At 54.2% G+C, this 25671-nt stretch carries 21 protein-coding genes, 1 pseudogene and 1 riboswitch; of the genes and pseudogenes, 16 read left to right on the top strand and 6 right to left on the bottom strand.

The features are described 5' to 3' along the window. From L579_RS23520 to rpoC, 9 genes and pseudogenes are all read left to right on the top strand, one after another. A pseudogene (locus L579_RS23520) lies at window positions 1-102 on the top strand (elongation factor Tu); the annotation flags it as partial. Between the two features lie 228 nt (window positions 103-330). Then, complete coding sequence (gene secE / locus L579_RS22535; RefSeq protein ID WP_013507399.1) at window positions 331-714, top strand: preprotein translocase subunit SecE; 384 nt, start codon at window positions 331-333, stop codon at window positions 712-714. Window position 715: 1 nt separating this feature from the next. Next, entirely contained in the window at window positions 716-1261 is a 546-nt protein-coding gene (nusG, locus tag L579_RS22530; RefSeq protein WP_013507400.1) for a transcription termination/antitermination protein NusG, read from the top strand. Window positions 1262-1406: 145 nt separating this feature from the next. Next, window positions 1407-1835, top strand: coding sequence for a 50S ribosomal protein L11 (gene rplK / locus L579_RS22525; RefSeq protein ID WP_013507401.1), 429 nt, complete (start codon window positions 1407-1409; stop codon window positions 1833-1835). Window positions 1836-1838: 3 nt separating this feature from the next. Further along, a complete protein-coding gene (gene rplA, locus L579_RS22520) occupies window positions 1839-2543 on the top strand; it encodes a 50S ribosomal protein L1 (protein ID WP_013507402.1) in 705 nt (234 codons plus the stop codon). Between the two features lie 352 nt (window positions 2544-2895). Beyond that, window positions 2896-3393: a 50S ribosomal protein L10 gene (gene rplJ, locus L579_RS22515; protein WP_013507403.1), complete on the top strand. Its 498-nt coding sequence runs from the start codon at window positions 2896-2898 to the stop codon at window positions 3391-3393. A 63-nt stretch (window positions 3394-3456) separates the two neighbouring features. Further along, window positions 3457-3819, top strand: coding sequence for a 50S ribosomal protein L7/L12 (gene rplL, locus L579_RS22510; RefSeq protein WP_013507404.1), 363 nt, complete (start codon window positions 3457-3459; stop codon window positions 3817-3819). A 328-nt stretch (window positions 3820-4147) separates the two neighbouring features. After that, window positions 4148-8176, top strand: coding sequence for a DNA-directed RNA polymerase subunit beta (gene rpoB / locus L579_RS22505; protein WP_021186424.1), 4029 nt, complete (start codon window positions 4148-4150; stop codon window positions 8174-8176). Window positions 8177-8257: 81 nt separating this feature from the next. Beyond that, on the top strand, window positions 8258-12481 hold the full coding sequence (gene rpoC / locus L579_RS22500; RefSeq protein WP_021186423.1) for a DNA-directed RNA polymerase subunit beta': 4224 nt from the start codon (window positions 8258-8260) through the stop codon (window positions 12479-12481). 61 nt (window positions 12482-12542) lie between these two features. Here rpoC and L579_RS22495 read toward each other — a convergent pair whose 3' ends face one another. Next, window positions 12543-12731: a DUF1127 domain-containing protein gene (locus tag L579_RS22495; protein ID WP_021186422.1), complete on the bottom strand. Its 189-nt coding sequence runs from the start codon at window positions 12729-12731 to the stop codon at window positions 12543-12545. A 174-nt stretch (window positions 12732-12905) separates the two neighbouring features. On the opposite strand from L579_RS22495, the gene L579_RS22490 reads away from it, so the two are divergent. Further along, on the top strand, window positions 12906-14327 hold the full coding sequence (locus tag L579_RS22490) for an aminotransferase-like domain-containing protein (protein ID WP_021186421.1): 1422 nt from the start codon (window positions 12906-12908) through the stop codon (window positions 14325-14327). Between the two features lie 62 nt (window positions 14328-14389). On the opposite strand, the gene thiE is transcribed toward L579_RS22490, so the two are convergent. The 3 genes from thiE to L579_RS22475 form a co-directional block, all read right to left on the bottom strand. Beyond that, on the bottom strand, window positions 14390-15025 hold the full coding sequence (thiE, locus tag L579_RS22485) for a thiamine phosphate synthase (protein ID WP_021186420.1): 636 nt from the start codon (window positions 15023-15025) through the stop codon (window positions 14390-14392). Beyond that, window positions 15022-16947: a phosphomethylpyrimidine synthase ThiC gene (gene thiC / locus L579_RS22480; protein WP_021186419.1), complete on the bottom strand. Its 1926-nt coding sequence runs from the start codon at window positions 16945-16947 to the stop codon at window positions 15022-15024. Before thiC ends, thiE begins: the two co-directional genes overlap by 4 nt. A gap of 77 nt (window positions 16948-17024) precedes the next feature. Then, window positions 17025-17126, bottom strand: a riboswitch (TPP riboswitch). Window positions 17127-17214: 88 nt separating this feature from the next. Then, a complete protein-coding gene (locus tag L579_RS22475) occupies window positions 17215-17721 on the bottom strand; it encodes an Rsd/AlgQ family anti-sigma factor (protein ID WP_021186418.1) in 507 nt (168 codons plus the stop codon). A gap of 63 nt (window positions 17722-17784) precedes the next feature. Here L579_RS22475 and nudC point away from each other — a divergent pair, with 63 nt between their 5' ends. From nudC to L579_RS22445, 6 genes are all read left to right on the top strand, one after another. Next, on the top strand, window positions 17785-18558 hold the full coding sequence (nudC, locus tag L579_RS22470; protein ID WP_021186417.1) for an NAD(+) diphosphatase: 774 nt from the start codon (window positions 17785-17787) through the stop codon (window positions 18556-18558). A gap of 39 nt (window positions 18559-18597) precedes the next feature. Continuing rightward, window positions 18598-19665, top strand: coding sequence for a uroporphyrinogen decarboxylase (hemE, locus tag L579_RS22465; protein ID WP_021186416.1), 1068 nt, complete (start codon window positions 18598-18600; stop codon window positions 19663-19665). Window positions 19666-19667: 2 nt separating this feature from the next. After that, the gene (gene nfi, locus L579_RS22460; RefSeq protein WP_021186415.1) at window positions 19668-20336 is read left to right on the top strand and encodes a deoxyribonuclease V; all 669 of its coding nucleotides are present in this window, start codon (window positions 19668-19670) and stop codon (window positions 20334-20336) included. 62 nt (window positions 20337-20398) lie between these two features. Continuing rightward, complete coding sequence (locus tag L579_RS22455) at window positions 20399-20989, top strand: YjaG family protein (RefSeq protein ID WP_021186414.1); 591 nt, start codon at window positions 20399-20401, stop codon at window positions 20987-20989. A 188-nt stretch (window positions 20990-21177) separates the two neighbouring features. Next, window positions 21178-21450, top strand: coding sequence for a nucleoid-associated protein HU-alpha (gene hupA / locus L579_RS22450; RefSeq protein WP_013507416.1), 273 nt, complete (start codon window positions 21178-21180; stop codon window positions 21448-21450). 67 nt (window positions 21451-21517) lie between these two features. After that, window positions 21518-22183, top strand: a complete 666-nt coding sequence (locus tag L579_RS22445) for a DUF1481 domain-containing protein (protein ID WP_021186413.1) — start codon at window positions 21518-21520, stop codon at window positions 22181-22183. A gap of 39 nt (window positions 22184-22222) precedes the next feature. On the opposite strand, the gene purD is transcribed toward L579_RS22445, so the two are convergent. Next, complete coding sequence (gene purD, locus L579_RS22440) at window positions 22223-23503, bottom strand: phosphoribosylamine--glycine ligase (protein ID WP_021186412.1); 1281 nt, start codon at window positions 23501-23503, stop codon at window positions 22223-22225. An 18-nt stretch (window positions 23504-23521) separates the two neighbouring features. Then, complete coding sequence (purH, locus tag L579_RS22435) at window positions 23522-25111, bottom strand: bifunctional phosphoribosylaminoimidazolecarboxamide formyltransferase/IMP cyclohydrolase (protein WP_021186411.1); 1590 nt, start codon at window positions 25109-25111, stop codon at window positions 23522-23524. Window positions 25112-25671: the final 560 nt, after the last annotated feature.

Raw genomic sequence — 25671 nt, 5'->3', positions numbered from 1 at the left:
ACCCTGATTCACCCGATCGCAATGGACGAAGGTCTGCGCTTCGCAATCCGCGAAGGCGGCCGTACCGTTGGTGCGGGCGTTGTTGCTAAAGTTATCGCTTAATCCCGATAATATTTGACGCAATGCACACGGAAAGGGCATCATTTGATGCCCTTTTTGCACGCTGTTGTATAGAACCTGGCTCATCAGTGATTTTCGGTCATAATCATTGCTGAGACAGGCTCTGTTAAGCGGTGCAGGATACCGGGTTGTGCTTTAAGAGCTTACTCGGTTTGGATGCCTCGCCATGCGGGGCAGAATAGTTTCTGAATTATAGTGGCAGGTTGGTTTATGAGTGCGAATACCGAAGCTCAAGGGAGCGGACGCGGCCTGGAAACCGTAAAATGGCTGGTCGTTGCCGTATTACTGGTTGTCGCTATTGTTGGTAATTACTACTACCGCGATGTGACACTGCCGTTACGTGCGCTGGCCGTAGTGGTTCTGATTGCAGTGGCAGGCGGCGTTGCGTTGCTGACCACAAAAGGCAAAGCGACAGTTGCGTTTGCGCGTGAAGCAAGAACCGAGATGCGTAAGGTCATTTGGCCGACTCGCCAGGAAACGCTGCACACCACGTTAATCGTTGCCGCGGTAACTGCCGTGATGTCACTGATTTTGTGGGGACTGGATGGTATTCTTGTCCGACTTGTATCGTTTATCACTGGCCTGAGGTTCTGAGATGTCTGAAGCTCCAAAAAAACGCTGGTACGTCGTGCAGGCGTTTTCCGGTTTCGAAGGCCGCGTAGCCCAGTCGCTGCGTGAGCACATCAAATTGCACAACATGGAAGAGTTGTTTGGCGAAGTCATGGTGCCGACTGAAGAAGTCGTGGAAATCCGTGGTGGCCAGCGTCGCAAAAGTGAGCGCAAATTCTTCCCAGGTTACGTATTGGTTCAGATGGTAATGAATGATGCCAGCTGGCACCTGGTGCGTAGCGTACCGCGTGTGATGGGCTTCATTGGTGGTACATCTGACCGTCCAGCACCGATCAGCGATAAAGAAGTTGATGCGATTATGAACCGCCTGCAGCAGGTGGGTGATAAGCCGCGTCCAAAAACGTTGTTCGAGCCGGGCGAAATGGTACGCGTCAACGACGGTCCTTTTGCCGACTTCAACGGTGTGGTGGAAGAGGTGGATTACGAAAAGAGCCGCCTGAAAGTCTCTGTTTCCATCTTCGGTCGTGCTACCCCTGTCGAGCTGGATTTCAGCCAGGTAGAAAAAGGCTAACGCCCGAGACATTTTTGTAGTTGCAGCAGGCGCGGAATTTATCTACAATTTCGCGCCTTTTGTTTTTATGCGCTGGCAACAGCGTGTGAATTGTCATCACGGGGAGCCTGTTTTGCAGGCGCTATAACCCAATAGAGGAAATATCATGGCTAAGAAAGTACAAGCCTATGTCAAGCTGCAGGTTGCAGCTGGTATGGCTAACCCGAGCCCACCGGTTGGTCCAGCTCTGGGTCAGCAGGGCGTTAACATCATGGAATTCTGTAAAGCGTTCAACGCGAAGACCGAATCTCTTGAAAAAGGTCTGCCGACTCCTGTTGTTATCACCGTATACAGCGACCGTTCTTTCACCTTCGTTACCAAAACACCTCCGGCTGCCGTACTGCTGAAAAAAGCAGCGGGCATCAAGTCTGGTTCTGGTAAGCCGAACAAAGACAAAGTCGGTAAAGTAACCCGTGCTCAGGTACGTGAAATCGCAGAAACCAAAGCTGCGGACATGACTGGTGCTGACGTAGAAGCGATGACTCGCTCTATCGAAGGTACTGCTCGTTCCATGGGCCTGGTAGTGGAGGACTAAGAAATGGCTAAGCTGACCAAGCGCATGCGCGTGATCCGTGACAAAGTTGATGCGACTAAACAGTATGACATCAACGAAGCTGTTGCTCTGCTGAAAGAACTGGCTACCGCTAAGTTTGTAGAGAGCGTGGACGTTGCTGTTAACCTCGGCATCGATGCTCGTAAATCTGATCAGAACGTTCGTGGTGCAACTGTACTGCCGCACGGTACTGGTCGTTCAGTACGCGTTGCCGTATTTACCCAGGGCGCAAACGCTGAAGCTGCTAAAGCTGCAGGCGCTGAGCTGGTAGGTATGGAAGATCTGGCTGACCAGATCAAGAAAGGCGAAATGAACTTTGACGTTGTTATTGCTTCTCCGGATGCAATGCGCGTTGTTGGCCAGCTCGGCCAGGTTCTGGGCCCGCGCGGTCTGATGCCAAACCCGAAAGTGGGTACTGTAACGCCGAACGTTGCTGAAGCAGTTAAAAACGCTAAAGCAGGTCAGGTTCGTTACCGTAACGACAAAAACGGCATCATTCACACCACCATCGGTAAAGTGGACTTCGACGCTGACAAACTGAAAGAAAACCTGGAATCTCTGCTGGTTGCGCTGAAAAAAGCAAAACCTGCTCAGGCGAAAGGCGTGTACATCAAGAAAGTTAGCCTGTCCACCACTATGGGCGCTGGCGTTGCCATCGACCAGGCTGGTCTGAACGCAGCAGCAAACTAATTGCTGCTTGAAACGGGCGAAAAATTCATCTAGAATCTTACGCCCGTTGTTCTGGTTGAGTATTCAATTCAGAACCAAGATTCATAGTGAGTGGAAGATAAAGGTTCATCCCTTTGTTATTCAGTCACTAAGGTTGGAGCCAGGCCTTATCCTGGCCTCCGTCCAAGACCGCAGGAGCGCGACATCTTCGGATAAAACGCTTAATCCCCTGCGTAGACGGTGACAGAACCAAAAAGAATTTTTTCTTAACTGGATTCTGCTCACCGTGTAATAGCGCTTTTCGCCTTCGGGTGAATAAGTGAAGTGAGTTCCGGGGAAATCCTTCCCCGGTCAAATCCAGGAGCACAAGCTAATGGCATTAAATCTTCAAGACAAACAAGCGATTGTTGCTGAAGTCAGCGAAGTAGCCAAAGGCGCGCTGTCAGCGGTTGTTGCGGATTCCCGTGGCGTTACCGTTGATAAAATGACCGAACTGCGTAAAGCAGGTCGTGAAGCTGGCGTTTACATGCGTGTTGTTCGCAACACCCTGCTGCGCCGCATCGTTGAAGGTACTCAGTTCGAGTGCCTGAAAGACACGTTTGTTGGTCCGACCCTGATTGCATATTCTATGGAACACCCGGGCGCTGCTGCTCGTCTGTTCAAAGATTTCGCGAAAGCGAATGCAAAATTTGAGGTCAAAGCTGCAGCCTTTGAAGGTGAGCTGATCACGGCGGCCAATATTGACCGTCTGGCGACTCTGCCGACTTACGAAGAAGCACTGGCACGTCTGATGTCGACCATGAAAGAAGCCGCTGCTGGCAAACTGGTCCGTACTCTGGCTGCTGTTCGCGACGCAAAAGAAGCGGCTTAAGCCCTGTTCTTTTCCTTCGTGCTTTAACGCTTAAACTTATACTGATTCTTAGGAACAATTGTTATGTCTATCACTAAAGACCAAATCCTGGAAGCCGTTGCTGCAATGTCCGTAATGGAAGTTGTTGAGCTGGTTTCTGCTATGGAAGAAAAATTCGGCGTTTCTGCTGCTGCTGCTGTAGCTGTTGCTGCTGGCCCGGCTGAAGCTGTTGAAGAGAAAACTGAATTCGACGTGATCCTGAAAGCTGCTGGCGCGAACAAAGTTGCAGTAATCAAAGCCGTTCGTACCGCAACTGGTCTGGGCCTGAAAGAAGCCAAAGATCTGGTTGAAGCAACTGGCGTGATCAAAGAAGGCCTCAGCAAAGCTGACGCTGCTGCTCTCGAAGCACAGCTGAAAGAAGCTGGCGCAGAAGTTGAAGTTAAGTAAGACAACCCTCGGGTTGCAGTCTGAGTAGTTTCAGACTGATGGCTGGTGACTTTTTAGTCACCAGCCTTTTTGCGCTACAGGGGAATGATGGCGTTTCGCACTGTTTGTCCATTGTTTCTCTTCAATATCTTTTTCTATCGACGCCTTAATATATCGCTTTCCTGTGAGGGTTCCCTGCCTGCGCAACGGCGATGAAATGATTTAAGAGTGATAGAAAGATGTATTGCATGGGGTGCCGCGCATCGCATGAAAAACAAAATAGTGTTGCATGAACTGTCCCTTCAGGACGGACAGCGTGGGTCGACTTGTCAGCTAGCTGAGGAACCCTATGGTTTACTCCTATACCGAGAAAAAACGTATTCGTAAGGATTTTGGTAAACGTCCGCAAGTGCTGGACATACCTTATCTCCTTTCTATCCAGCTTGACTCGTTCCAGAAGTTTATCGAGCAAGATCCAGAAGGTCAGTATGGACTGGAAGCTGCATTCCGTTCCGTATTCCCGATCGCGAGCTACAGCGGCAACTCTGAGTTGCAGTATGTCAGCTATCGCCTGGGCGAACCTGTCTTTGACGTAAAAGAATGTCAGATCCGTGGCGTGACTTTCTCTGCACCGCTGCGCGTCAAACTGCGTCTGGTGATCTACGAGCGCGAAGCGCCGGAAGGCACCGTCAAAGACATTAAAGAACAAGAAGTTTACATGGGCGAAATTCCGCTCATGACCGAAAACGGTACCTTTGTCATCAACGGTACTGAGCGTGTTATCGTTTCTCAGCTGCATCGTAGTCCTGGTGTTTTCTTTGACAGCGATAAGGGTAAAACGCACTCTTCCGGTAAAGTGCTGTATAACGCACGCATCATCCCTTACCGCGGTTCATGGCTCGATTTCGAGTTTGACCCGAAAGACAACCTGTTCGTCCGTATTGACCGTCGCCGTAAGCTGCCGGCCAGTATCATCCTGCGCGCGCTGCATTACACCACGGAGCAGATTCTTGATCTGTTCTTCGAAAAAGTGGTGTTCGAAATCCGCGACAACAAACTGCAGATGGAACTGGTGCCTGAGCGCCTGCGTGGTGAAACCGCCTCCTTCGATATCGAAGCCAACGGCAACGTCTACGTTGAGAAAGGTCGTCGTATTACCGCACGCCACATCCGTCAGCTGGAAAAAGATAACATCCAGCATATCGAAGTACCGGTTGAATACATTGCCGGTAAAGTGGTGGCTAAAGATTACATCGACACCAATACCGGTGAGTTGATCGTTGCAGCGAACATGGAGCTGTCACTGGATCTGCTGGCTAAACTGAGCCAGTCCGGTCACAAGCGCATTGAAACGCTGTTCACCAACGATCTGGATCACGGTCCGTACATTTCTGAGACACTGCGTGTTGACCCAACCAATGATCGCCTGAGCGCGCTGGTTGAGATCTATCGCATGATGCGTCCTGGTGAGCCGCCGACGCGTGAAGCTGCCGAAAACCTGTTCGAGAACCTGTTCTTCTCTGAAGATCGTTACGATCTTTCTGCGGTTGGCCGCATGAAGTTCAACCGTTCTCTGCTGCGTGACGAGATCGAAGGTTCCGGTATCCTGAGCAAAGACGACATCATCGAAGTGATGAAGAAGCTCATCGATATCCGTAACGGTAAAGGCGAAGTGGACGATATCGACCACCTCGGCAACCGTCGTATCCGTTCTGTTGGCGAAATGGCAGAAAACCAGTTCCGTGTTGGTCTGGTGCGTGTAGAGCGTGCGGTGAAAGAGCGTCTGTCTCTGGGCGACCTCGATACCCTGATGCCTCAGGATATGATCAACGCCAAGCCGATTTCCGCTGCCGTTAAAGAGTTCTTCGGTTCCAGCCAGCTGTCTCAGTTTATGGACCAGAACAACCCGCTGTCTGAGATCACGCATAAGCGTCGTATTTCAGCCCTCGGCCCAGGCGGTCTGACCCGTGAACGCGCTGGCTTCGAAGTGCGTGACGTACACCCGACTCACTACGGTCGCGTATGTCCAATCGAAACGCCGGAAGGTCCGAACATCGGTCTGATCAACTCGTTGTCCGTGTACGCACAGACTAACGAATATGGCTTCCTGGAAACGCCGTACCGTCGCGTTGTTGACGGCAAAGTGAGTGACGAGATCCATTACCTCTCTGCAATTGAAGAGGGTAACTTCGTTATTGCTCAGGCGAACACCAACCTGGCCGAAGACGGTTCATTCGTTGACGATCTGGTTACCTGTCGTAGCAAAGGCGAATCAAGCCTGTTCAGCCGCGACCAGGTTGACTATATGGACGTTTCGACCCAGCAGGTTGTTTCTGTTGGTGCGTCACTGATCCCGTTCCTGGAACACGATGACGCCAACCGTGCATTGATGGGTGCAAACATGCAACGTCAGGCGGTTCCGACTCTGCGTGCTGATAAGCCGCTGGTTGGTACCGGTATGGAACGTGCTGTAGCGGTTGACTCCGGTGTAACTGCCGTAGCCAAACGTGGCGGTATCATCCAGTACGTTGATGCTTCACGTATCGTGATCAAGGTTAATGAAGATGAGATGTATCCGGGCGAAGCCGGCATCGACATCTACAACCTGACCAAATACACCCGTTCGAACCAGAACACCTGCATCAACCAGATGCCGTGTGTGTCTCTGGGCGAACCGATCGAGCGCGGCGACGTGCTGGCTGACGGCCCGTCTACCGACCTCGGTGAACTGGCGCTGGGCCAGAACATGCGCGTAGCGTTCATGCCGTGGAACGGCTACAACTTCGAAGACTCCATCCTCGTATCTGAGCGTGTTGTCCAGGAAGACCGTTTCACCACCATCCATATTCAGGAACTGGCTTGCGTGTCTCGTGACACCAAACTGGGGCCAGAAGAGATCACCGCTGACATCCCGAACGTGGGTGAAGCTGCGCTCTCCAAACTGGATGAATCCGGTATCGTTTACATCGGTGCTGAAGTGACCGGCGGCGACATTCTGGTTGGTAAGGTAACGCCGAAAGGTGAAACCCAGCTGACGCCGGAAGAGAAACTGCTGCGTGCGATCTTCGGTGAAAAAGCGTCTGACGTGAAAGATTCGTCACTGCGCGTGCCGAACGGCGTTTCCGGTACGGTTATCGACGTACAGGTCTTTACCCGCGATGGCGTGGAAAAAGACAAACGTGCGCTGGAAATCGAAGAGATGCAGCTGAAGCAGGCCAAGAAAGACCTGTCTGAAGAACTGCAGATCCTCGAAGCTGGCCTGTTTGGTCGTATCCAGGCGGTACTGATCTCGGGTGGTGTTGAGGCTGAGAAGCTGGATAAGCTGCCGCGTGAGCGCTGGTTGGAGCTGGGCCTGACCGACGAAGAGAAGCAGAACGCGCTGGAACAGTTGGCTGAACAGTATGACGAGCTGAAGCATGAGTTTGAGAAGAAACTCGAAGCGAAGCGTCGCAAGATCACCCAGGGCGATGATCTGGCACCGGGCGTGCTGAAAATCGTTAAGGTGTATCTGGCCGTTAAACGTCAGATCCAGCCTGGTGACAAGATGGCAGGTCGTCACGGTAACAAAGGTGTTATCTCCAAGATCAACCCGATCGAAGATATGCCTTACGACGAAAACGGCACGCCGGTTGACATCGTACTGAACCCGCTGGGCGTACCGTCACGTATGAACATCGGTCAGATCCTGGAAACCCACTTGGGTATGGCGGCGAAAGGTATTGGTGAGAAGATCAATGCCATGCTGAAGAAGCAGGAAGAAGTCGCCAAACTGCGTGAGTTTATCCAGCGTGCTTACGATCTGGGCACTGACGTGCGTCAGAAAGTTGACCTGAACACCTTCAGCGACGACGAAGTGCTGCGTCTGGCAGAGAACCTGAAAAAAGGTATGCCGATTGCGACTCCGGTGTTTGATGGTGCGAAAGAGAGCGAAATCAAAGAGCTGTTGCAGCTCGGCGGCCTGCCTTCTTCCGGTCAGATCACTCTGTTCGACGGCCGTACCGGTGAGCAGTTTGAGCGTCAGGTAACCGTAGGTTACATGTACATGCTGAAACTGAACCACCTGGTCGATGACAAGATGCACGCCCGTTCCACCGGTTCTTACAGCCTGGTTACTCAGCAGCCGCTGGGTGGTAAAGCACAGTTCGGTGGTCAGCGCTTCGGTGAGATGGAAGTGTGGGCACTGGAAGCATACGGTGCCGCCTATACCCTGCAGGAAATGTTGACCGTTAAGTCTGATGACGTGAACGGCCGTACGAAGATGTATAAAAACATCGTCGATGGCAACCATCAGATGGAACCGGGCATGCCGGAATCCTTCAACGTACTGTTGAAAGAGATTCGCTCGCTGGGTATCAACATCGAGCTGGAAGACGAGTAAGCACTCGCATTTGTACTGGTTATGGGATGTTCGGCTGGGGTCGAACATCCCTGAGAGTCTCACTCCGACGGGAGCTAATCCGTGAAAGACTTACTTAAGTTTCTGAAAGCGCAAACTAAAACCGAAGAGTTTGATGCGATCAAAATTGCTCTGGCTTCGCCAGACATGATCCGTTCCTGGTCTTTTGGTGAAGTTAAAAAGCCTGAAACCATTAACTACCGTACCTTCAAGCCGGAGCGTGACGGTCTTTTCTGTGCCCGTATTTTCGGACCGGTAAAAGATTATGAGTGCCTGTGCGGTAAGTACAAGCGCCTGAAACACCGTGGCGTGATTTGTGAGAAGTGTGGCGTTGAAGTCACGCAGACCAAAGTGCGTCGTGAGCGTATGGGCCATATCGAACTGGCTTCGCCGACTGCACACATTTGGTTCCTGAAATCACTGCCGTCCCGTATCGGTTTGCTGCTGGATATGCCGCTGCGTGACATCGAGCGCGTGCTGTACTTCGAATCCTATGTGGTTGTCGAAGGTGGCATGACCAACCTCGAAAAACGTCAGATCCTGACTGAAGAGCAGTACCTCGACGCGCTGGAAGAGTTCGGTGACGAATTCGACGCGAAGATGGGTGCGGAAGCGATCCAGGCCCTGTTGAAAAACATGGATCTGGAGCAGGAGTGCGAGCAGCTGCGTGAAGAGCTGAACGAAACCAACTCTGAAACCAAGCGTAAGAAGCTGACCAAGCGTATCAAGCTGCTGGAAGCATTCGTTCAGTCTGGTAACAAACCAGAGTGGATGATCCTGACCGTGCTGCCGGTACTGCCGCCGGATCTGCGTCCGCTGGTTCCGCTGGATGGTGGTCGTTTCGCAACGTCAGATCTGAACGATCTGTATCGTCGCGTGATCAACCGTAACAACCGTCTGAAACGCCTGCTGGATCTGGCTGCGCCGGATATCATCGTACGTAACGAAAAACGTATGTTGCAGGAAGCGGTTGATGCGCTGCTGGATAACGGCCGTCGTGGTCGCGCCATCACTGGCTCCAACAAGCGTCCGCTGAAATCACTGGCAGACATGATCAAAGGTAAGCAGGGTCGTTTCCGTCAGAACCTGCTGGGTAAACGTGTTGACTACTCTGGTCGTTCGGTTATCACCGTAGGTCCATACCTGCGTCTGCATCAGTGCGGTCTGCCGAAGAAAATGGCACTCGAACTGTTCAAACCGTTCATTTACGGCAAGCTGGAACTGCGTGGCCTCGCCACCACCATCAAAGCCGCGAAGAAAATGGTTGAGCGTGAAGAAGCGGTGGTGTGGGACATCCTCGACGAGGTTATCCGTGAGCACCCGGTTCTGCTGAACCGTGCACCGACTCTGCACCGTCTGGGTATCCAGGCGTTTGAACCGGTTCTGATCGAAGGTAAAGCGATCCAGCTGCACCCGCTGGTTTGTGCGGCATATAACGCCGACTTCGATGGTGACCAGATGGCAGTTCACGTACCGCTGACGCTGGAAGCCCAGCTGGAAGCGCGTGCGCTGATGATGTCTACCAACAACATTCTGTCTCCGGCGAACGGCGAGCCAATCATCGTTCCGTCTCAGGACGTTGTTCTGGGTCTGTACTACATGACCCGCGACAAAGTGAACGCCAAAGGCGAAGGCATGGTGCTGACTGGCCCGAAAGAAGCTGAGCGTGTTTACCGCGCTGGCCTGGCCGAGCTGCATGCCCGCGTAAAAGTGCGTATCACCGAGTACAGTAAAAACGAACAAGATGAATTCGTTGCGAAAACCAGCCTGATCGACACCACCATTGGTCGTGCGATCCTGTGGATGATCGTGCCGAAAGGTCTGCCTTACTCCATCGTCAACCAGGCGCTGGGTAAAAAGGCAATCTCCAAAATGCTGAACACCTGTTACCGCATTCTGGGCCTGAAGCCGACCGTTATCTTTGCTGACCAGACCATGTACACCGGCTTTGCTTATGCAGCCCGTTCTGGTGCCTCTGTTGGTATCGACGACATGGTTATCCCGGCGAAGAAAGCTGAGATCATCGCAGAGGCAGAAGCTGAAGTTGCTGAGATCCAGGAGCAGTTCCAGTCTGGTCTGGTAACCGCAGGCGAACGTTACAACAAAGTCATCGATATCTGGGCCGCCGCTAACGAACGCGTTTCCAAAGCGATGATGGATAACCTGCAAACTGAAACTGTGATCAACCGTCACGGCGAAGAAGAGAAGCAGGTTTCCTTTAACAGCATCTACATGATGGCCGACTCCGGTGCGCGTGGTTCTGCGGCACAGATTCGTCAGCTGGCAGGTATGCGTGGTCTGATGGCGAAGCCGGATGGCTCCATCATCGAAACGCCGATCACCGCGAACTTCCGTGAAGGTCTGAACGTACTCCAGTACTTCATCTCAACCCACGGTGCGCGTAAAGGTCTGGCGGATACCGCACTGAAAACCGCGAACTCCGGTTACCTGACCCGTCGTCTGGTTGACGTGGCACAGGACCTGGTGGTGACCGAGGACGATTGTGGCACCTTCGAAGGTATCATGATGACCCCGGTTATCGAGGGTGGCGATGTTAAAGAGCCGCTGCGTGAGCGTGTACTGGGTCGTGTGACCGCAGAAGACGTGCTCAAGCCGGGCACCGCAGACATTCTGATCCCGCGTAACACCCTGCTTGATGAGCACTGGTGTGATGTGGTTGAGCAGAACTCTGTTGACGCCATCAAAGTGCGTTCAGTTGTAAGCTGTGAAACCGACTTCGGTGTGTGTGCACACTGCTACGGTCGCGATCTGGCGCGTGGTCACATCATCAACAAAGGTGAGGCCATCGGCGTTATCGCAGCACAGTCCATCGGTGAGCCGGGTACTCAGCTGACGATGCGTACGTTCCACATCGGTGGTGCGGCATCGCGTGCGGCTGCTGAATCCAGCATTCAGGTGAAGAACAAAGGTACTATCAAGCTGAGCAACGCGAAAACCGTTACCAACTCCTCCGGGAAGCTGGTGATCGTTTCTCGTAACGTTGAGCTGAAAATGATCGACGAGTTCGGTCGTACCAAAGAAAGCTATAAAGTGCCTTACGGTGCAGTGATGGCGAAAGGTGATGGTGAGCAGGTCAACGCGGGCGAAACCGTGGCGAACTGGGATCCGCATACCATGCCGGTAATCACTGAAGTGAACGGTTTCATCCGCTTCACCGATATGATCGACGGCCAGACCATTACCCGTCAGACTGACGAGTTAACCGGTCTGTCATCACTGGTTATCCTTGACTCTGCTGAGCGTACTTCAGGTGGTAAAGACCTGCGTCCGGCACTGAAAATCGTTGATGCGAATGGCGATGACGTTCTGATCCCGGGCACCGACATGCCGGCTCAGTACTTCCTGCCGGGCAAAGCGATTGTTCAGTTGGAAGATGGCGTGAAGATCAGCGCAGGTGACACCCTGTCGCGTGTTCCGCAGGAATCTGGCGGTACCAAGGACATCACCGGTGGTCTGCCGCGCGTTGCCGACCTGTTCGAAGCGCGTCGTCCGAAAGAGCCAGCAATCCTGGCGGAGATCAGCGGTATCATCTCCTTCGGTAAAGAGACTAAAGGTAAGCGTCGCCTGGTAATCACCCCGGTTGATGGCAGCGATCCGTACGAAGAGATGATTCCGAAATGGCGTCAGCTCAACGTATTTGAAGGTGAGCGCGTTGAACGTGGTGACGTCGTATCTGACGGCCCGGAATCTCCGCATGACATTCTGCGTCTGCGTGGCGTTCATGCTGTTACCCGTTACATCACTAACGAAGTGCAGGAAGTTTACCGTCTGCAAGGCGTTAAGATTAACGATAAGCACATTGAAGTCATCGTACGTCAGATGCTGCGTAAAGCGACCATCGTCAGCGCCGGAAGCACCGACTTCCTGGAAGGTGAGCAGGCTGAAGTGTCTCGCATCAAGATCTCTAACCGTGATCTGGAAGCGAACGGCAAGTTGGGTGCCACCTACATGCGCGACCTGCTGGGTATCACCAAAGCGTCTCTGGCAACCGAGTCGTTCATCTCTGCTGCATCGTTCCAGGAGACCACGCGTGTCCTGACCGAAGCTGCGGTTGCAGGCAAGCGCGACGAACTGCGCGGTCTGAAAGAGAACGTTATCGTGGGTCGTCTGATCCCGGCCGGTACCGGTTACGCTTACCATCAGGATCGTATGCGTCGCCGTCAGGCGGGTGAAGCACCGGTTGCACCGCAGGTTACTGCGGATGAAGCCTCTGCAAGCCTGGCTGAACTGCTGAACGCCGGTCTCGGTGGCAGCGACGACGAGTAATCACTCGTCAGTTAGCCAATAAAAAACCCTGCTTCGGCAGGGTTTTTTTTCATCTGTATTCTCAGTTTCTGCGGTCGATATCGCCGCGCGTCAGCCCAATATCCCGTAACTGGGTATCGCTGAGGTGCGACAATATGCGTCGGGTCTGCCGACGTAAATGCCAGGATTTCACCAACTGCCGCACCGCGCGGAAGATATCCAGTAAGGTGATATTGAAGGGTTTTGCCGCCCGGTTTTGATCGAATTCCATAATCCTGCCCTCGGTATGATGTCTGAGAAGCATTGTCCGTTTTCCACCCATCCCAATACAGATTCAATAAACACATTTATTAAACATACAGATTGCGCTGTGACCGATCTGAATGGTAAAAATTAATCCAATCTGTACTGGTTTTTTCCTGTTGGAAATCATGTGAGGCATACGATGACGCGTTACCAGCATCTGGCGGGCTTGCTCTCAGACCGCATCGAGCAAGGGTTATATCGCAGTGGAGAGCGCTTGCCATCGGTGCGTACGCTCAGCATTGAACATGGTGTGAGTATCAGCACTGTCCAGCAGGCTTACCATTTGCTGGAGGAGAAGCAGCTGATCGTGCCGCAGCCTCGCTCCGGCTATTTTGTGGCGACACGTAAAGCCACGCCGCCTGTTCCTGCCATCACCCGTCCCGCTCAACGCCCGGTGGAGATCACCCAGTGGGAATCGGTGCTGGAGCTGCTCAGCAGTCGCATCGAAGGGGACGTGATCCAACTGGGCAGTGGCATCCCGGATCTGACGCAGCCAACGCTGAAACCGCTGTGGAAAATCCAGAGTCGTATGGCGCAGAAGCAGGATATCAACCTGCTGAGTTACGACACCCTGTTGGGCCTGACATCGTTGCGGGAACAAATCGCACGCCTGACGATTGATAGCGGTTGCCAGCTTAGCGCTGACGACATTGTGGTGACCACCGGTTGCCACGAAGCATTGTCGGTTTCTATCCGCGCCGTTTGTCAGCCAGGGGATATCATTGCGGTGGAATCACCCACGTTCCACGGCACCATGCAAACCCTACGCGGTTTTGGTATTCGCGCCATTGAGATCCCGACCGACTCGGTGACGGGTATCAGCCTTGAAGCGCTGGAGCTGGCGTTCGAGCAGTGGCCCATTAAAGCGGTGGTGGTGGTACCTAACTGTAATAATCCGTTGGGTTTTATCATGCCGGAAGCGCGTAAACGGGCGCTGCTGACGCTGGCACAACGCTTCGACGCCGCCATCATCGAAGATGATGTGTATGGAGAGCTGGCGTGGGAGTATCCGCGCCCCATCAGTATTAAGTCGCTGGATATGGATGGGCGAGTGCTGCTGTGCAGCTCGTTTTCCAAAACGCTCTCGCCTGGCCTGCGTGTCGGCTGGGTTGCACCGGGGCGTTATCGCGAACGGGTGCTGCACATGAAATATATCGGCACCGGCTCTTCCGCGACCATGACGCAGCATGTGGTGGCGGAGTTTATTCGTCTGGGTCATTACGGGCCGCACTTGCGGCGTATGCGCCAGGTTTATCAACGCAATTACGAGACCTTTAGCTGCTGGGTACGCCACTATTTCCCGTGTGGTATTTGTGTTTCACGCCCACAGGGTAGCTTTCTGATGTGGATCGAACTGCCGGAAGCCTTCGACGCGGTGCGCCTCAACACGGAACTCCGCGCCTCGAAGATTCAGGTGGCGGTGGGCTCGCTGTTTTCCGCATCGGGTAAGTATCGCAACTGCCTGCGTCTCAACTATGCGCTGCCGATTACCGATGCCACCGAACAGGCGATTGCGCTGGTGGGTGCTGCGATCGAACGCGCGATGTTGGTCTGCGCCTGATCGGTAGCGGCGCGATTTATCGCGCAATTTAGTGCGCAATAAATCGCGTCGTCAGCCGTGTTTTACGCCGTGACGGTGGGTTCCGTCAGCGCCAGCAGCTCCCGCGTGGCCGCCAGCCAGTCGGGTGCCTGAGTGATGGCGCTAACCACCGCGATGCTACCCACGCCGGTCGCCAGCACCTCTGGTGCGCGCGCCAACGAAATACCGCCAATGGCTACCGTTGAAATGCCTTCCAGCCGCCCCAGATGACGTGTTAACTCTGCAATGCCTTGCGGTTCTGATGGCATCTCTTTAGTTTGTGTCGGGAAAATATGCCCCAGCGCGATATAGGAGGGGCGCAGCGCCAGCGCACGATCCAGTTCGGCATCATCATGGGTGGATAAGCCGAGGCGCAAGCCCGCCTGACGAATCGCCTCCAGATCGGCCACATCCAGATCTTCCTGGCCGAGATGCACGCCATAGGCGTTGTAGCGAATCGCCAGGCGCCAGTAATCATTGATAAACAGGCGGGCGCGATATTGTTTGCCGAGTGCGATAGCCTCCCGCACCGCCTCTTCCACTTCATGATCTTCGCAATCTTTAATACGCAGCTGAATGGTGCGTACTCCCGCTTCCAGCAAACGGGCAATCCACTCAACGCTATCGACAACCGGGTAAAGCCCTAAACGTGGGGCGGTACTGGGGAAGGCGGCGGTCATACATTTTCCTCTTTCAGGGCATCGGCGGCATGATAAAGCTCACCGCCACGGCTACGGAAGGCATCTGACATCTGCGCCATCCCGATTTCAATCGGCTGGGCTTCCGCCTGCTGACGGGCGGCAAAGTCACGCACTTCCTGGGTGATTTTCATGGAGCAGAATTTCGGGCCGCACATGGAACAAAAATGTGCCACTTTGCCCGACTCCTGCGGCAGTGTCTCATCGTGATAAGCGCGCGCGGTATGTGGGTCGAGCGCCAGATTGAACTGGTCCTCCCAGCGAAACTCAAAACGCGCTTTCGACATGGCGTTATCGCGGATCTGGGCGCCAGGATGGCCCTTCGCCAGATCGGCGGCATGAGCGGCGATTTTATAGGTGATCAATCCCTGTTTCACATCTTCCTTATTCGGCAAACCCAGATGTTCTTTCGGGGTGACGTAGCACAGCATCGCACAGCCGAACCAGCCAATCATCGCGGCACCGATGCCAGAAGTGAAATGATCGTAGCCGGGGGCGATATCGGTGGTCAGTGGGCCGAGGGTATAGAACGGGGCTTCGTGACAATGTTCCAGTTGTTCGGTCATATTGCGGCGAATCATCTGCATCGGCACATGCCCCGGACCTTCGATCATCACCTGCACATCATATTCCCAGGCGATTTTGGTCAGCTCACCCAGCGTATGTAGCTCGGCAAACTGCGCTTCATCGTTGGCATCCTGAATCGAACCCGGACGCAATCCATCACCCAGCGACAGAGCAACATCATAGGCAGCACAGATTTCGCAAATCTCACGGAAGTGCAGATACAGGAAACTCTCCTGATGGTGCGACAAACACCACTTCGCCATGATTGAACCGCCACGCGAAACGATGCCGGTCAGACGTTTCGCCGTCATCGGCACATAACGCAGCAGCACGCCGGCGTGGATGGTGAAGTAGTCAACGCCTTGTTCGGCTTGCTCCAGCAAGGTGTCGCGGAAGATTTCCCAATTCAGATCTTCCGCGATGCCGTTTACCTTCTCCAGCGCCTGATAAATCGGTACGGTGCCAATCGGCACCGGGCTGTTACGCAAAATCCACTCGCGTGTTTCATGGATATAACGGCCGGTCGAGAGATCCATCACCGTGTCAGCCCCCCAGCGTGTCGACCACACCAGCTTCTCCACTTCCTCTTCAATTGAGGAGCTGACCGCCGAGTTGCCGATGTTGGCATTCACTTTGACCAGAAAATTGCGGCCAATGATCATCGGCTCAGATTCAGGGTGGTTTATGTTGGATGGGATGATGGCTCGCCCTGCGGCGACTTCCTGACGCACGAACTCGGCGGTGATATTTTCCGGCAGATGTGCACCAAAGCTATGACCAGGATGTTGTTGTAGCAACACTTCGCCACGGATGCGCTCGCGCCCCATGTTTTCACGTAGTGCAATAAACTCCATTTCCGGGGTAATGACGCCCTGACGCGCATAATGCAACTGGGTAACACGGCGGCCTGCTTTGGCACGTCGCGGTTGGGGCAGATGTTCAAAACGCAGGTGATCCAGCCCCTCATCTGCCAGGCGTTGCTGTGTATAGCTGGAGCTGAGCTGGTCGATGGTTTCACTGTCGCCGCGTTCCGCGATCCAGTTGGCGCGCAGTTTGCTCAACCCCTGATGAACATCAATCGACGCATGCGGATCGCCGTAAGCCCCGGCCGTGTCATACACCGGCACCGGTTCGTTGGCTTCGTATTGCGGATTATCTTTACTGCCGCCGGTCAGGGTCGGGCTGAGCTGAATCTCACGCATCGGTACGCGAATATCATCACGACTGCCGGTGATCCAGATACGTTTAGAATTGGGGAAGGCAGTGCCCTGGAGGGAATCAATAAATTCCTGCGCCTGGGCGCGTTGTTCACGACGAGAAGTTTTTACAACAGACATAGCAAGTTTCCTGTAAATGATGGAAGTTGCTTGTCCGGAGTCCGGAAGGAGTAACAGAAACGGCGCGCGCACCGGCTGTGATATTTACTCTTGTTCCCTTCGCAGGTACTAACCTGATCAGGTTCCGCGGATCCCGAATTAACGGTCTCAGCCCGAAATGGGCACTCCGACAAGAAAATATTTACGGTGTTAAACCGTAAAATAAAAAAGCCCTCGTAGCATAGAAGGGCTTTTTACGAATAACAAGTCTTTTACAAATGCGGGCGGCTAAGCAGGGCGGGCGATGATGCTTTCATTCGCTACCGGCGTATGCGCCAGCTGATTGTCCCATGCCAGATGCACCAGCTTATCTTCCAGCGTAAAACGCGACTCCAGCACTTCACCCACTTCAGACAGCGCCTGCTGGAAGGTGACGCAGTTGTCATCGGTGATGGCCTGTTGCAGATGGCCGTCATACAGTTGCATCATCCGTTCGGTATTGGCTTCCAGTGACGGGTAGATTTGCGCGGCGGCGATCATCGGGCTGTCACCCTGCATCTCACTGATAATATGTTCATAAATGCTGAAATGGCCGGCGGAGAGATAATCCACCAGGTTATGACAAAAGGCATCCAGCGCCTGTTCGTCCAGGGCACTCAACGCATCTTTTTTGGGCTTCATGCCAACCAACTGGTAGTAAGTCACAAGTAGCTGACGACGCGCGTGTAGCCATGAATCGACCAATTCGTTACCGCGGCCTACACGCTCGGTCAGGTCATCTAACTGAGTAAGCATACAAGGCTCCATGTGGGTTATAGTGGTTCATTCTGCGAATAGACGCTAAGGATGACGATTTAAATGCAACGTGAGATCTCAAGCGTAGACGCTGGCTGGTGGATTGTCAGCCATGAACAAAAACTTTGGCTGCCACAGGGTGAGCTGCCGCACGGGACGGCGGAACAATTCGATCTGGCGGGCAGCAGCGGCATGGTGATTGGCGAATGGCAGGGTGAAAACGTCTGGCTGGTGCGTGAATCACGTTCTGACAATATGGGCTCAGTACGCCAGTTGATCGACGAAGATGTTGGCCTGTTCCAGCTTGCCGGGCGTGGCGTGCAACTGGCGGAATTCTTTCGTTCGCATCGCTGGTGCGGCTATTGCGGCCACGAAATGCATTTGAGCAAACGTGAGTTTGCTTGCCTGTGCGGTCACTGCCGTGAACGCTATTATCCGCAAATCGCGCCCTGCATCATCGTGGCGATTCGGCGCGGAGATGAGATCCTGCTGGCGAACCACGCAAAGCATCGTAACAACGTCTACACCGTACTGGCCGGTTTTGTTGAAGTGGGAGAAACCCTCGAACAGGCGGTGGCGCGTGAGGTGATGGAAGAGAGCAATGTACGGGTGAAAAACGTACGTTACGTCACCTCACAACCCTGGCCATTCCCCCATTCGCTGATGATGGCCTATATGGCGGAATACGATGGCGGGGAGCTACAGCATGACGGCAAAGAACTGCTGGATGCCGGCTGGTTCCGCTACGATGCGTTACCTTTATTACCGCCGCCGGGTACCGTCGCGCGACGTCTGATTGAAGATACCGTTGCCCACTGTCGCGCCAGCGCGCTGTGAAAATGCTACACTGGCGCCCTGTCAGTGAGAGAGCCAATTATGAGTGAACTGAAGAACGATCGTTATCTGCGCGCCCTGTTACGTCAGCCGGTGGATGTCACCCCGGTTTGGATGATGCGACAAGCCGGGCGTTATCTGCCGGAATATAAAGCCACACGCGCCGAAGCCGGTGACTTTATGTCGCTGTGTAAAAATGCTGAGCTGGCCTGTGAAGTCACGCTGCAACCGCTGCGTCGCTATGCGCTGGATGCGGCAATCCTCTTCAGCGATATCCTCACCATCCCGGATGCCATGGGATTGGGCCTGTACTTTGAAACCGGTGAAGGCCCCCGTTTCTCTCACCCGATTACCAGCCGCGCTGACGTCGACAAACTGCCGGTACCTGACCCGGAGCAGGAGTTGGGTTATGTGATGAATGCGGTGCGCACCATTCGCCATAACCTGAAAGGCGAAGTGCCGCTGATCGGTTTCTCCGGAAGCCCGTGGACGCTGGCGACCTATATGGTTGAAGGGGGTAGCAGCAAGGCCTTCACCAAAATCAAAAAGATGATGTACGCCGAGCCACAAACGCTGCATGCGTTGCTGGATAAGCTGGCCGACAGCGTGATCCTCTATCTGAACGCGCAGATCAAAGCCGGTGCGCAGTCGATCATGGTGTTCGACACCTGGGGCGGCGTGCTGACCGGACGTGATTATCGCGAGTTCTCGCTTTACTACATGCACAAAATCGTTGATAGCGTGCTACATGAGAACGAAGGTCGCCGTGTGCCGATCACCCTGTTCACCAAAGGTGGCGGGCAATGGCTGGAAGCGATCGCGGAAACTGGCTGTGATGCGCTGGGCCTGGACTGGAGCACCGATATTGCCGATGCCCGTCGTCGCGTCGGCCACAAAGTGGCGTTGCAGGGCAATATGGACCCGTCAATGCTCTACGCCCCACCGGCCCGTATCGAGCAGGAAGTGGCTGGCATCCTTGAAGGGTTTGGCAAGGGTGAAGGCCACGTCTTCAATCTGGGCCACGGTATCCATCAGGATGTACCGCCAGAGCATGCTGGTGCCTTTGTCGAGGCGGTACATCGTTTGTCACGTCCTTATCATCAGGGCTAGCGATGGATTTAGCGGCGCTACGCACGGAACAGCAACAGCGCGCAGCTGACGTGGTGCGGCAGGACGATTTTGAGGTGCTGCCGCCCCGTTTGATTGCCGGTGCCGATGTCGGGTTTGAACAGGGCGGGGAAGTGACGCGCGCCGCGCTGGTGATTCTTGAGTACCCCTCGTTGCAACTGGTGGAGCATCAGATTGCCCGCATCAGCACCACCATGCCCTATATCCCCGGTTTTTTATCATTCCGCGAAGTGCCCGCTCTGGTGGCTGCCTGGCAACAACTCCAGCATCAACCGGACCTGTTATTTGTCGATGGGCATGGCATCTCGCATCCGCGTCGGCTCGGTGTGGCGGCGCATTTTGGCTTGCTGGTGGATGTACCGACCATTGGTGTGGCAAAGCGGCGCCTGTGTGGCCAGTTTGATACGCTGGATGAAGCGCCGGGCAGCCGTCAGCCGTTGCTGGATAAAGGCGAGCAGTTGGGTTGGGTGTGGCGCAGCAAGGCGCGCTGCAATCCACTTTTTATCTCCACCGGCCATCGTGTCAGTACCGACAGTGCATTGCAGTGGGTGGAAAATTGCATGGCGGGTTATCGCCTGCCTGAGCCGACACGCTGGGCCGATGCGGTAGCATCTGGTCGTCCGGCCTTTCTGCGCAGGCAAAATGCGCGTTAACGCTGTTTGCGCGCGGCTTTTGCGGTACACTGCCGCCAGCTAAATTATTGAGAGCAAGTTTGATGTTACAGAACCCCGTCCATTTGCGCCTGGCGAAGCTGGAAAGCTGGCAGCACGTCACCTTTATGGCCTGTCTGTGTGAACGTATGTTCCCTAACTACTGGGCCTTCTGTCAGCAGACCGAATTCGCCGATCCGCAGCTTTATCGCCGTATTCTCGATTTAGTCTGGGAAAGCCTGACGGTCAAAGGCGCTAAAATCAATTTCGACAGCCAACTGGAGAAGCTGGAAGCGGTCATCCCCAATGGCGACGATTTCGATATCTATGGCGTGCATCCGGCGATTGATGCCTGCGTGGCATTGAGTGAAGTGCTGCATGCTCAGCTCAGTGGCGAAACCCTGGAACATGCGGTTGAAGTGAGCCGCACCTCAGTGACCACTGTCGCTATCCTCGAAATGACCCAGGCTGGACGCGAAATGAGCGATGAAGAGCTGCGCGAAAACCAGGCGATTATTGACGAATGGGATATGCAGTGGGAGATTTTCCGCCTGTTGGCAGAATGCGAAGAGCGCGACCTCGAGCTGATTAAAGGGTTACGTTCTGACCTGCGCGAAGCGGGAATCAGTAACATCGGTATAATTTTTCAGCAATAAGGCGAGAAAACGTGACTTCAGGCCCGAATTAGCGCGCCTGGAGGCTTCACATCAGCCCCCTGTCTGGTCTACATTTGGGGGGCTGAAAATTGTGGCTATCGGTGCGTGCAGGCTGAAGAGTGCCAGAATATGGCTTTTCCCTCGCACTCGTTGCTTAGCAAGCGATAAATACACTTTAAGGATAACTTATGAACAAGACTCAACTGATTGATGTGATCGCGGAAAAAGCAGACCTGTCAAAAACCCAGGCTAAAACTGCTCTGGAATCTACCCTGGCTGCGATCACTGAGTCTCTGAAAGATGGTGATGCTGTACAACTGGTTGGTTTTGGTACTTTTAAAGTGAACCACCGCGCTGAGCGTACCGGTCGCAACCCGCAGACTGGCAAAGAGATCAAAATCGCTGCGGCAAACGTACCGGCGTTCGTCTCTGGTAAAGCGCTGAAAGACGCTGTTAAGTAAGTTTCCGCGACGCGGTATAGCTTTAAAAGAGGGGCGACATCGCCCCTTTTTGTTTCCGGGGCCTGCCATGCTGAAACTTAATTATCAGCGCGTCTGCGCCCTGTTATGTGGTGCGCTGCTGACGGGCTGTAGCACGACTCCTGATCTTCCTGCCTTTACCGCCAGCGGCTATCTTGCCGATCGTGGCGTGGTACGTATCTGGCGCAAAAATAGCGACCATCAATCAATTCACATGCGTACGGTCTTCACGCCATTCAATGGTGATGCAATGGAGACAACGGACTACAGCTGGCTGGACAACAATCTTATCAGCGTGCAACGTCAGGTCGCGGGCGAGCAGCCGGATGACGTTACGTTGCGTTTTGATCAGCAGGGCAACCTCAATTTTATGCAGCGACAACTGGCTGGGCGTCGTGAGGCGGTAAGTAGCGACAGTGTCGAGCTGTATCGCTTCGATGCGCAGCGCATGCTGGCGCAGAGCAATGCCTTGCTGAATGGCCGTGTATTGCTAAGCCAGGGGCACTGGCTGGGCGATACTCAGGTACGCAACTGCGAAGGGAAGGTGGTGAATGCGCCGTTCGATAGCAGCATCCAGGCAACGCTGGCACAGCAGCAGCGTAATACATCCTCACCGTTGATGGTGGCCTGGCTGGAAGCGCCTGAAGGGGTGCAGCTATTGCATATCACGCCCACGGATGAATGTAGTTGGCAGCCGAAAGAGAGCGACTTCTGACCGGGAATGAAGAAGGGGCACTGTGCGTGCCCCTGCTGATTATTTGCGGTTGATGGCGCGATAGCCGATATCGTGGCGGCAGAAGCTGCCTTCCCAGGAGATAGACTTCGCCAGTTCGTAGGCACGCTGCTGTGCGGCAGCAACATCTGCGCCCAGCGCGGTGACGCAAAGTACGCGACCCCCATTGGTGACCACCAGGTCATCCTTCAGCGTGGTACCGGCGTGGAACACTTTACCATCTGCAACTTCTTCCAGCGGCAGGCCGTGAATCTGGTCGCCGGTGTTGTAGTTGCCCGGATAACCACCGGCAGCCAGCACCACACCCAGTGACGGACGCGGATCCCATTGTGACGTCTGCTGATCCAACTTGCCGTCACAGGCCGCCAGACACAGCGCCACCAGATCGGACTGCAAACGCAGCATGATCGGCTGGGTTTCCGGATCGCCAAAGCGGCAGTTGAACTCGATCACTTTAGGCTGGCCGGCTTTATCGATCATCAGACCGGCATACAGGAAGCCGGTGTAGGTGTTACCTTCGGCTTTCATGCCGTTCACGGTTGGCCAAATGATCTGATCCATCACGCGCTGGTGGATCTCATCGGTCACCACCGGTGCCGGAGAGTAGGCACCCATGCCTCCGGTATTCGGGCCGGTATCGCCGTCACCGACACGTTTATGATCCTGGCTGGTGGCCATCGGCAGCACGTTGTCGCCATCAACCATCACGATAAAGCTGGCTTCTTCGCCATCGAGGAACTCTTCGATCACGATACGGTGGCCGGCATCGCCGAACGCGTTGCCTGCCAGCATATCCTGTACCGCGTCTTCCGCTTCTTGCAGCGTCATCGCCACGATCACGCCTTTACCGGCGGCCAGACCATCGGCTTTGATGACGATCGGAGCGCCTTTCTCACGCAGATACGCCAGCGCCGGTTCTACCTCGGTAAAGTTCTGGTATTCAGCGGTTGGGATCTGCTGACGTGCGAGGAAATCTTTGGTGAAGGCTTTGGAGCCTTCCAGCTGTGCTGCTGCCTGCGTCGGGCCAAAAATTTTCAGACCCGCGGCACGGAACGCATCAACGACACCAATCACCAGCGGCGCTTCCGGGCCGACGATGGTCAGGTCAATTTTCTCCTGCTGAGCAAAGGCCAGCAGCGCGGCAACGTCGGTGGCGCTGATAGCGACATTTTGCAATGCCGGTTCCAGTGCGGTGCCTGCGTTACCAGGTGCGACAAACACGGTTTCTGCCAGCGGTGACTGCGCAGCTTTCCACGCCAGAGCGTGCTCACGTCCACCATTGCCAATGACTAAAATTTTCATCTGTTACGCTCCCAACGATTAATGGCGGAAATGACGCATGTCGGTAAAGATCATCGCGATGCCGTGCTCATCGGCGGCGGCAATCACTTCATCATCGCGAATCGAACCACCTGGCTGAATCACACAGGTGACACCGACGGCAGCCGCAGCATCAATACCATCGCGGAACGGGAAGAAGGCGTCAGAGGCCATCGCAGAACCTTTTACTTCCAGACCTTCATCACCTGCTTTAATACCGGCGATTTTCGCGGAATAGACGCGGCTCATCTGGCCTGCGCCAATACCGATGGTCATGTTGTCACGCGCATAGACAATGGCGTTGGATTTAACGAATTTCGCCACTTTCCAGCAGAACAGCGCATCACGCAGTTCCTGTTCAGTTGGCTGGCGTTTGCTTACTACGCGCAGCTGGCTGGCATCGACCATACCCAGATCGCGGTCCTGTACCAGCAAACCACCGTTTACACGTTTGAAATCCAGACCGGCAACGCGATCCTGCCACTGACCACACACCAGAACGCGGACGTTCTGTTTGCTGGCGGTGACTTTCAGCGCGGCCTCAGAGGCGGAAGGGGCAATAATCACTTCCACGAACTGACGGCTGATGATGGCTTGTGCGGTGGCTTCGTCCAGCTCACGGTTGAAAGCGATGATGCCGCCAAATGCAGAGGTAGGATCGGTTTTGTATGCGCGCTCATAGGCGTCCAGAATCGAACTGCCCACTGCCACACCGCACGGGTTGGCGTGCTTCACAATCACGCAGGCGGCTTCGCTGAACTCTTTGACACATTCCAGAGCAGCATCAGTATCAGCGATATTGTTGTAGGACAGCGCTTTACCCTGCACCTGCTGGGCAGTGGCAACCGAGGCTTCCGCCACGTTCTCTTCTATATAGAAAGCGGCATCCTGATGGCTGTTCTCGCCGTAACGCATATCCTGCTTCTTAATGAAGTTCAGGTTCAGGGTACGCGGGAAACGACCAGCAGGTTCTTTGCTCTCGCCGTGATAGGCCGGTACCAGGCTACCAAAGTAGTTAGCAATCATGCTGTCGTAGGCGGCAGTGTGTTCGAAGGCTTTAATCGCCAGGTCGAAACGGGTTTCCAGCGTCAGAGAGTTTTCGTTGGCGTCCAGCTCGGCAATGATGGCGTGGTAATCGCTGCTCTTAACGACAATTGCCACGTCTTTATGGTTCTTCGCGGCGGAGCGCACCATGGTCGGGCCGCCGATGTCGATGTTTTCAACCGCATCTTCCAGCGTACAGCCCGGCTTCGCCACGGTTTGGGCGAAGGGATAAAGGTTAACGACCACCATGTCGATAGGATTGATAGCGTGCTGCGCCATGATGGCATCATCCTGGCCGCGACGACCAAGAATGCCGCCATGCACTTTCGGGTGCAGCGTTTTGACACGTCCATCCATCATTTCCGGAAAACCGGTGTAGTCAGACACTTCAGTGACCGGCAGGCCCGCATCTGCCAGCAGGCGTGCAGTGCCACCTGTGGAGAGCAGCTCAACACCACGGCTGGAGAGTGCCTGAGCAAATTCGAGGATACCGGCTTTGTCTGAGACACTCAGCAGAGCGCGGCGTACTGGACGACGTTGTTGCATGGTGGTTTTATCCCTTGGCTTTGTTTCGCGTAAATAAGAGCGTTACATCAAGCTTAGCGTTTTTCTTCTATATAGAAGAAACGTTGGCCTCAGGTAACGCCCCAAAAGGGGCATCCTTCACGTCGCGGGGCATTGTAGCGAAAACGTTTGCGCGATGCTCGCCTAAATTCATTTCTGTCGTGAGGTGTGGATAACTTTGTGTGTAAGTGGGTATAAGGCGGGGTTTTGCTGTGGAATGCAGCGAACGGTTGTTTTTATTGAAATTAGCGGTTGCGCGCGCCGAACAACTCCCTATAATGCGCCTCCATCGACACGGCACAACGGTTTACGAAATGCGGTGTTGAGAGAGAAGTTCTGAAGGAAATCTCGCCAGAGAAAATCACTGAAAAAAGTGATTGACTCTGAAGGAGGAAAGCGTAATATACGCCACCTCGCGACAGACGGTTAACCCGCTGTTCGCACTGCTCTTTAACAATTTATCAGACAATCTGTGTGGGCACTCGCAGGATTGATATCAAAAGTCTACGGACTTAAAAAATATCAAGTCTCAAGAGTGAACA

The organism is Pantoea sp. AS-PWVM4, from assembly GCF_000468095.1.
In the GTDB taxonomy this organism is placed as follows: domain Bacteria; phylum Pseudomonadota; class Gammaproteobacteria; order Enterobacterales; family Enterobacteriaceae; genus Pantoea; species Pantoea phytobeneficialis.
This window is presented reverse-complemented; position numbering and strand designations above follow the sequence as displayed.

What these genes read in the sequence shown, in the direction of transcription:
- secE (WP_013507399.1), top strand. Translation starts at nt 331, where the DNA reads ATGAGTGCGAATACCGAAGCTCAAGGGAGCGGACGCGGCCTGGAAACC.
- nusG (WP_013507400.1), top strand. Translation starts at nt 716, where the DNA reads ATGTCTGAAGCTCCAAAAAAACGCTGGTACGTCGTGCAGGCGTTTTCC.
- rplK (WP_013507401.1), top strand. Translation starts at nt 1,407, where the DNA reads ATGGCTAAGAAAGTACAAGCCTATGTCAAGCTGCAGGTTGCAGCTGGT.
- rplA (WP_013507402.1), top strand. Translation starts at nt 1,839, where the DNA reads ATGGCTAAGCTGACCAAGCGCATGCGCGTGATCCGTGACAAAGTTGAT.
- rplJ (WP_013507403.1), top strand. Translation starts at nt 2,896, where the DNA reads ATGGCATTAAATCTTCAAGACAAACAAGCGATTGTTGCTGAAGTCAGC.
- rplL (WP_013507404.1), top strand. Translation starts at nt 3,457, where the DNA reads ATGTCTATCACTAAAGACCAAATCCTGGAAGCCGTTGCTGCAATGTCC.
- rpoB (WP_021186424.1), top strand. Translation starts at nt 4,148, where the DNA reads ATGGTTTACTCCTATACCGAGAAAAAACGTATTCGTAAGGATTTTGGT.
- L579_RS22495 (WP_021186422.1), bottom strand. Translation starts at nt 12,731, where the DNA reads ATGGAATTCGATCAAAACCGGGCGGCAAAACCCTTCAATATCACCTTA.
- L579_RS22490 (WP_021186421.1), top strand. Translation starts at nt 12,906, where the DNA reads ATGACGCGTTACCAGCATCTGGCGGGCTTGCTCTCAGACCGCATCGAG.
- thiE (WP_021186420.1), bottom strand. Translation starts at nt 15,025, where the DNA reads ATGACCGCCGCCTTCCCCAGTACCGCCCCACGTTTAGGGCTTTACCCG.
- thiC (WP_021186419.1), bottom strand. Translation starts at nt 16,947, where the DNA reads ATGTCTGTTGTAAAAACTTCTCGTCGTGAACAACGCGCCCAGGCGCAG.
- L579_RS22475 (WP_021186418.1), bottom strand. Translation starts at nt 17,721, where the DNA reads ATGCTTACTCAGTTAGATGACCTGACCGAGCGTGTAGGCCGCGGTAAC.
- nudC (WP_021186417.1), top strand. Translation starts at nt 17,785, where the DNA reads ATGCAACGTGAGATCTCAAGCGTAGACGCTGGCTGGTGGATTGTCAGC.
- hemE (WP_021186416.1), top strand. Translation starts at nt 18,598, where the DNA reads ATGAGTGAACTGAAGAACGATCGTTATCTGCGCGCCCTGTTACGTCAG.
- nfi (WP_021186415.1), top strand. Translation starts at nt 19,668, where the DNA reads ATGGATTTAGCGGCGCTACGCACGGAACAGCAACAGCGCGCAGCTGAC.
- L579_RS22455 (WP_021186414.1), top strand. Translation starts at nt 20,399, where the DNA reads ATGTTACAGAACCCCGTCCATTTGCGCCTGGCGAAGCTGGAAAGCTGG.
- hupA (WP_013507416.1), top strand. Translation starts at nt 21,178, where the DNA reads ATGAACAAGACTCAACTGATTGATGTGATCGCGGAAAAAGCAGACCTG.
- L579_RS22445 (WP_021186413.1), top strand. Translation starts at nt 21,518, where the DNA reads ATGCTGAAACTTAATTATCAGCGCGTCTGCGCCCTGTTATGTGGTGCG.
- purD (WP_021186412.1), bottom strand. Translation starts at nt 23,503, where the DNA reads ATGAAAATTTTAGTCATTGGCAATGGTGGACGTGAGCACGCTCTGGCG.
- purH (WP_021186411.1), bottom strand. Translation starts at nt 25,111, where the DNA reads ATGCAACAACGTCGTCCAGTACGCCGCGCTCTGCTGAGTGTCTCAGAC.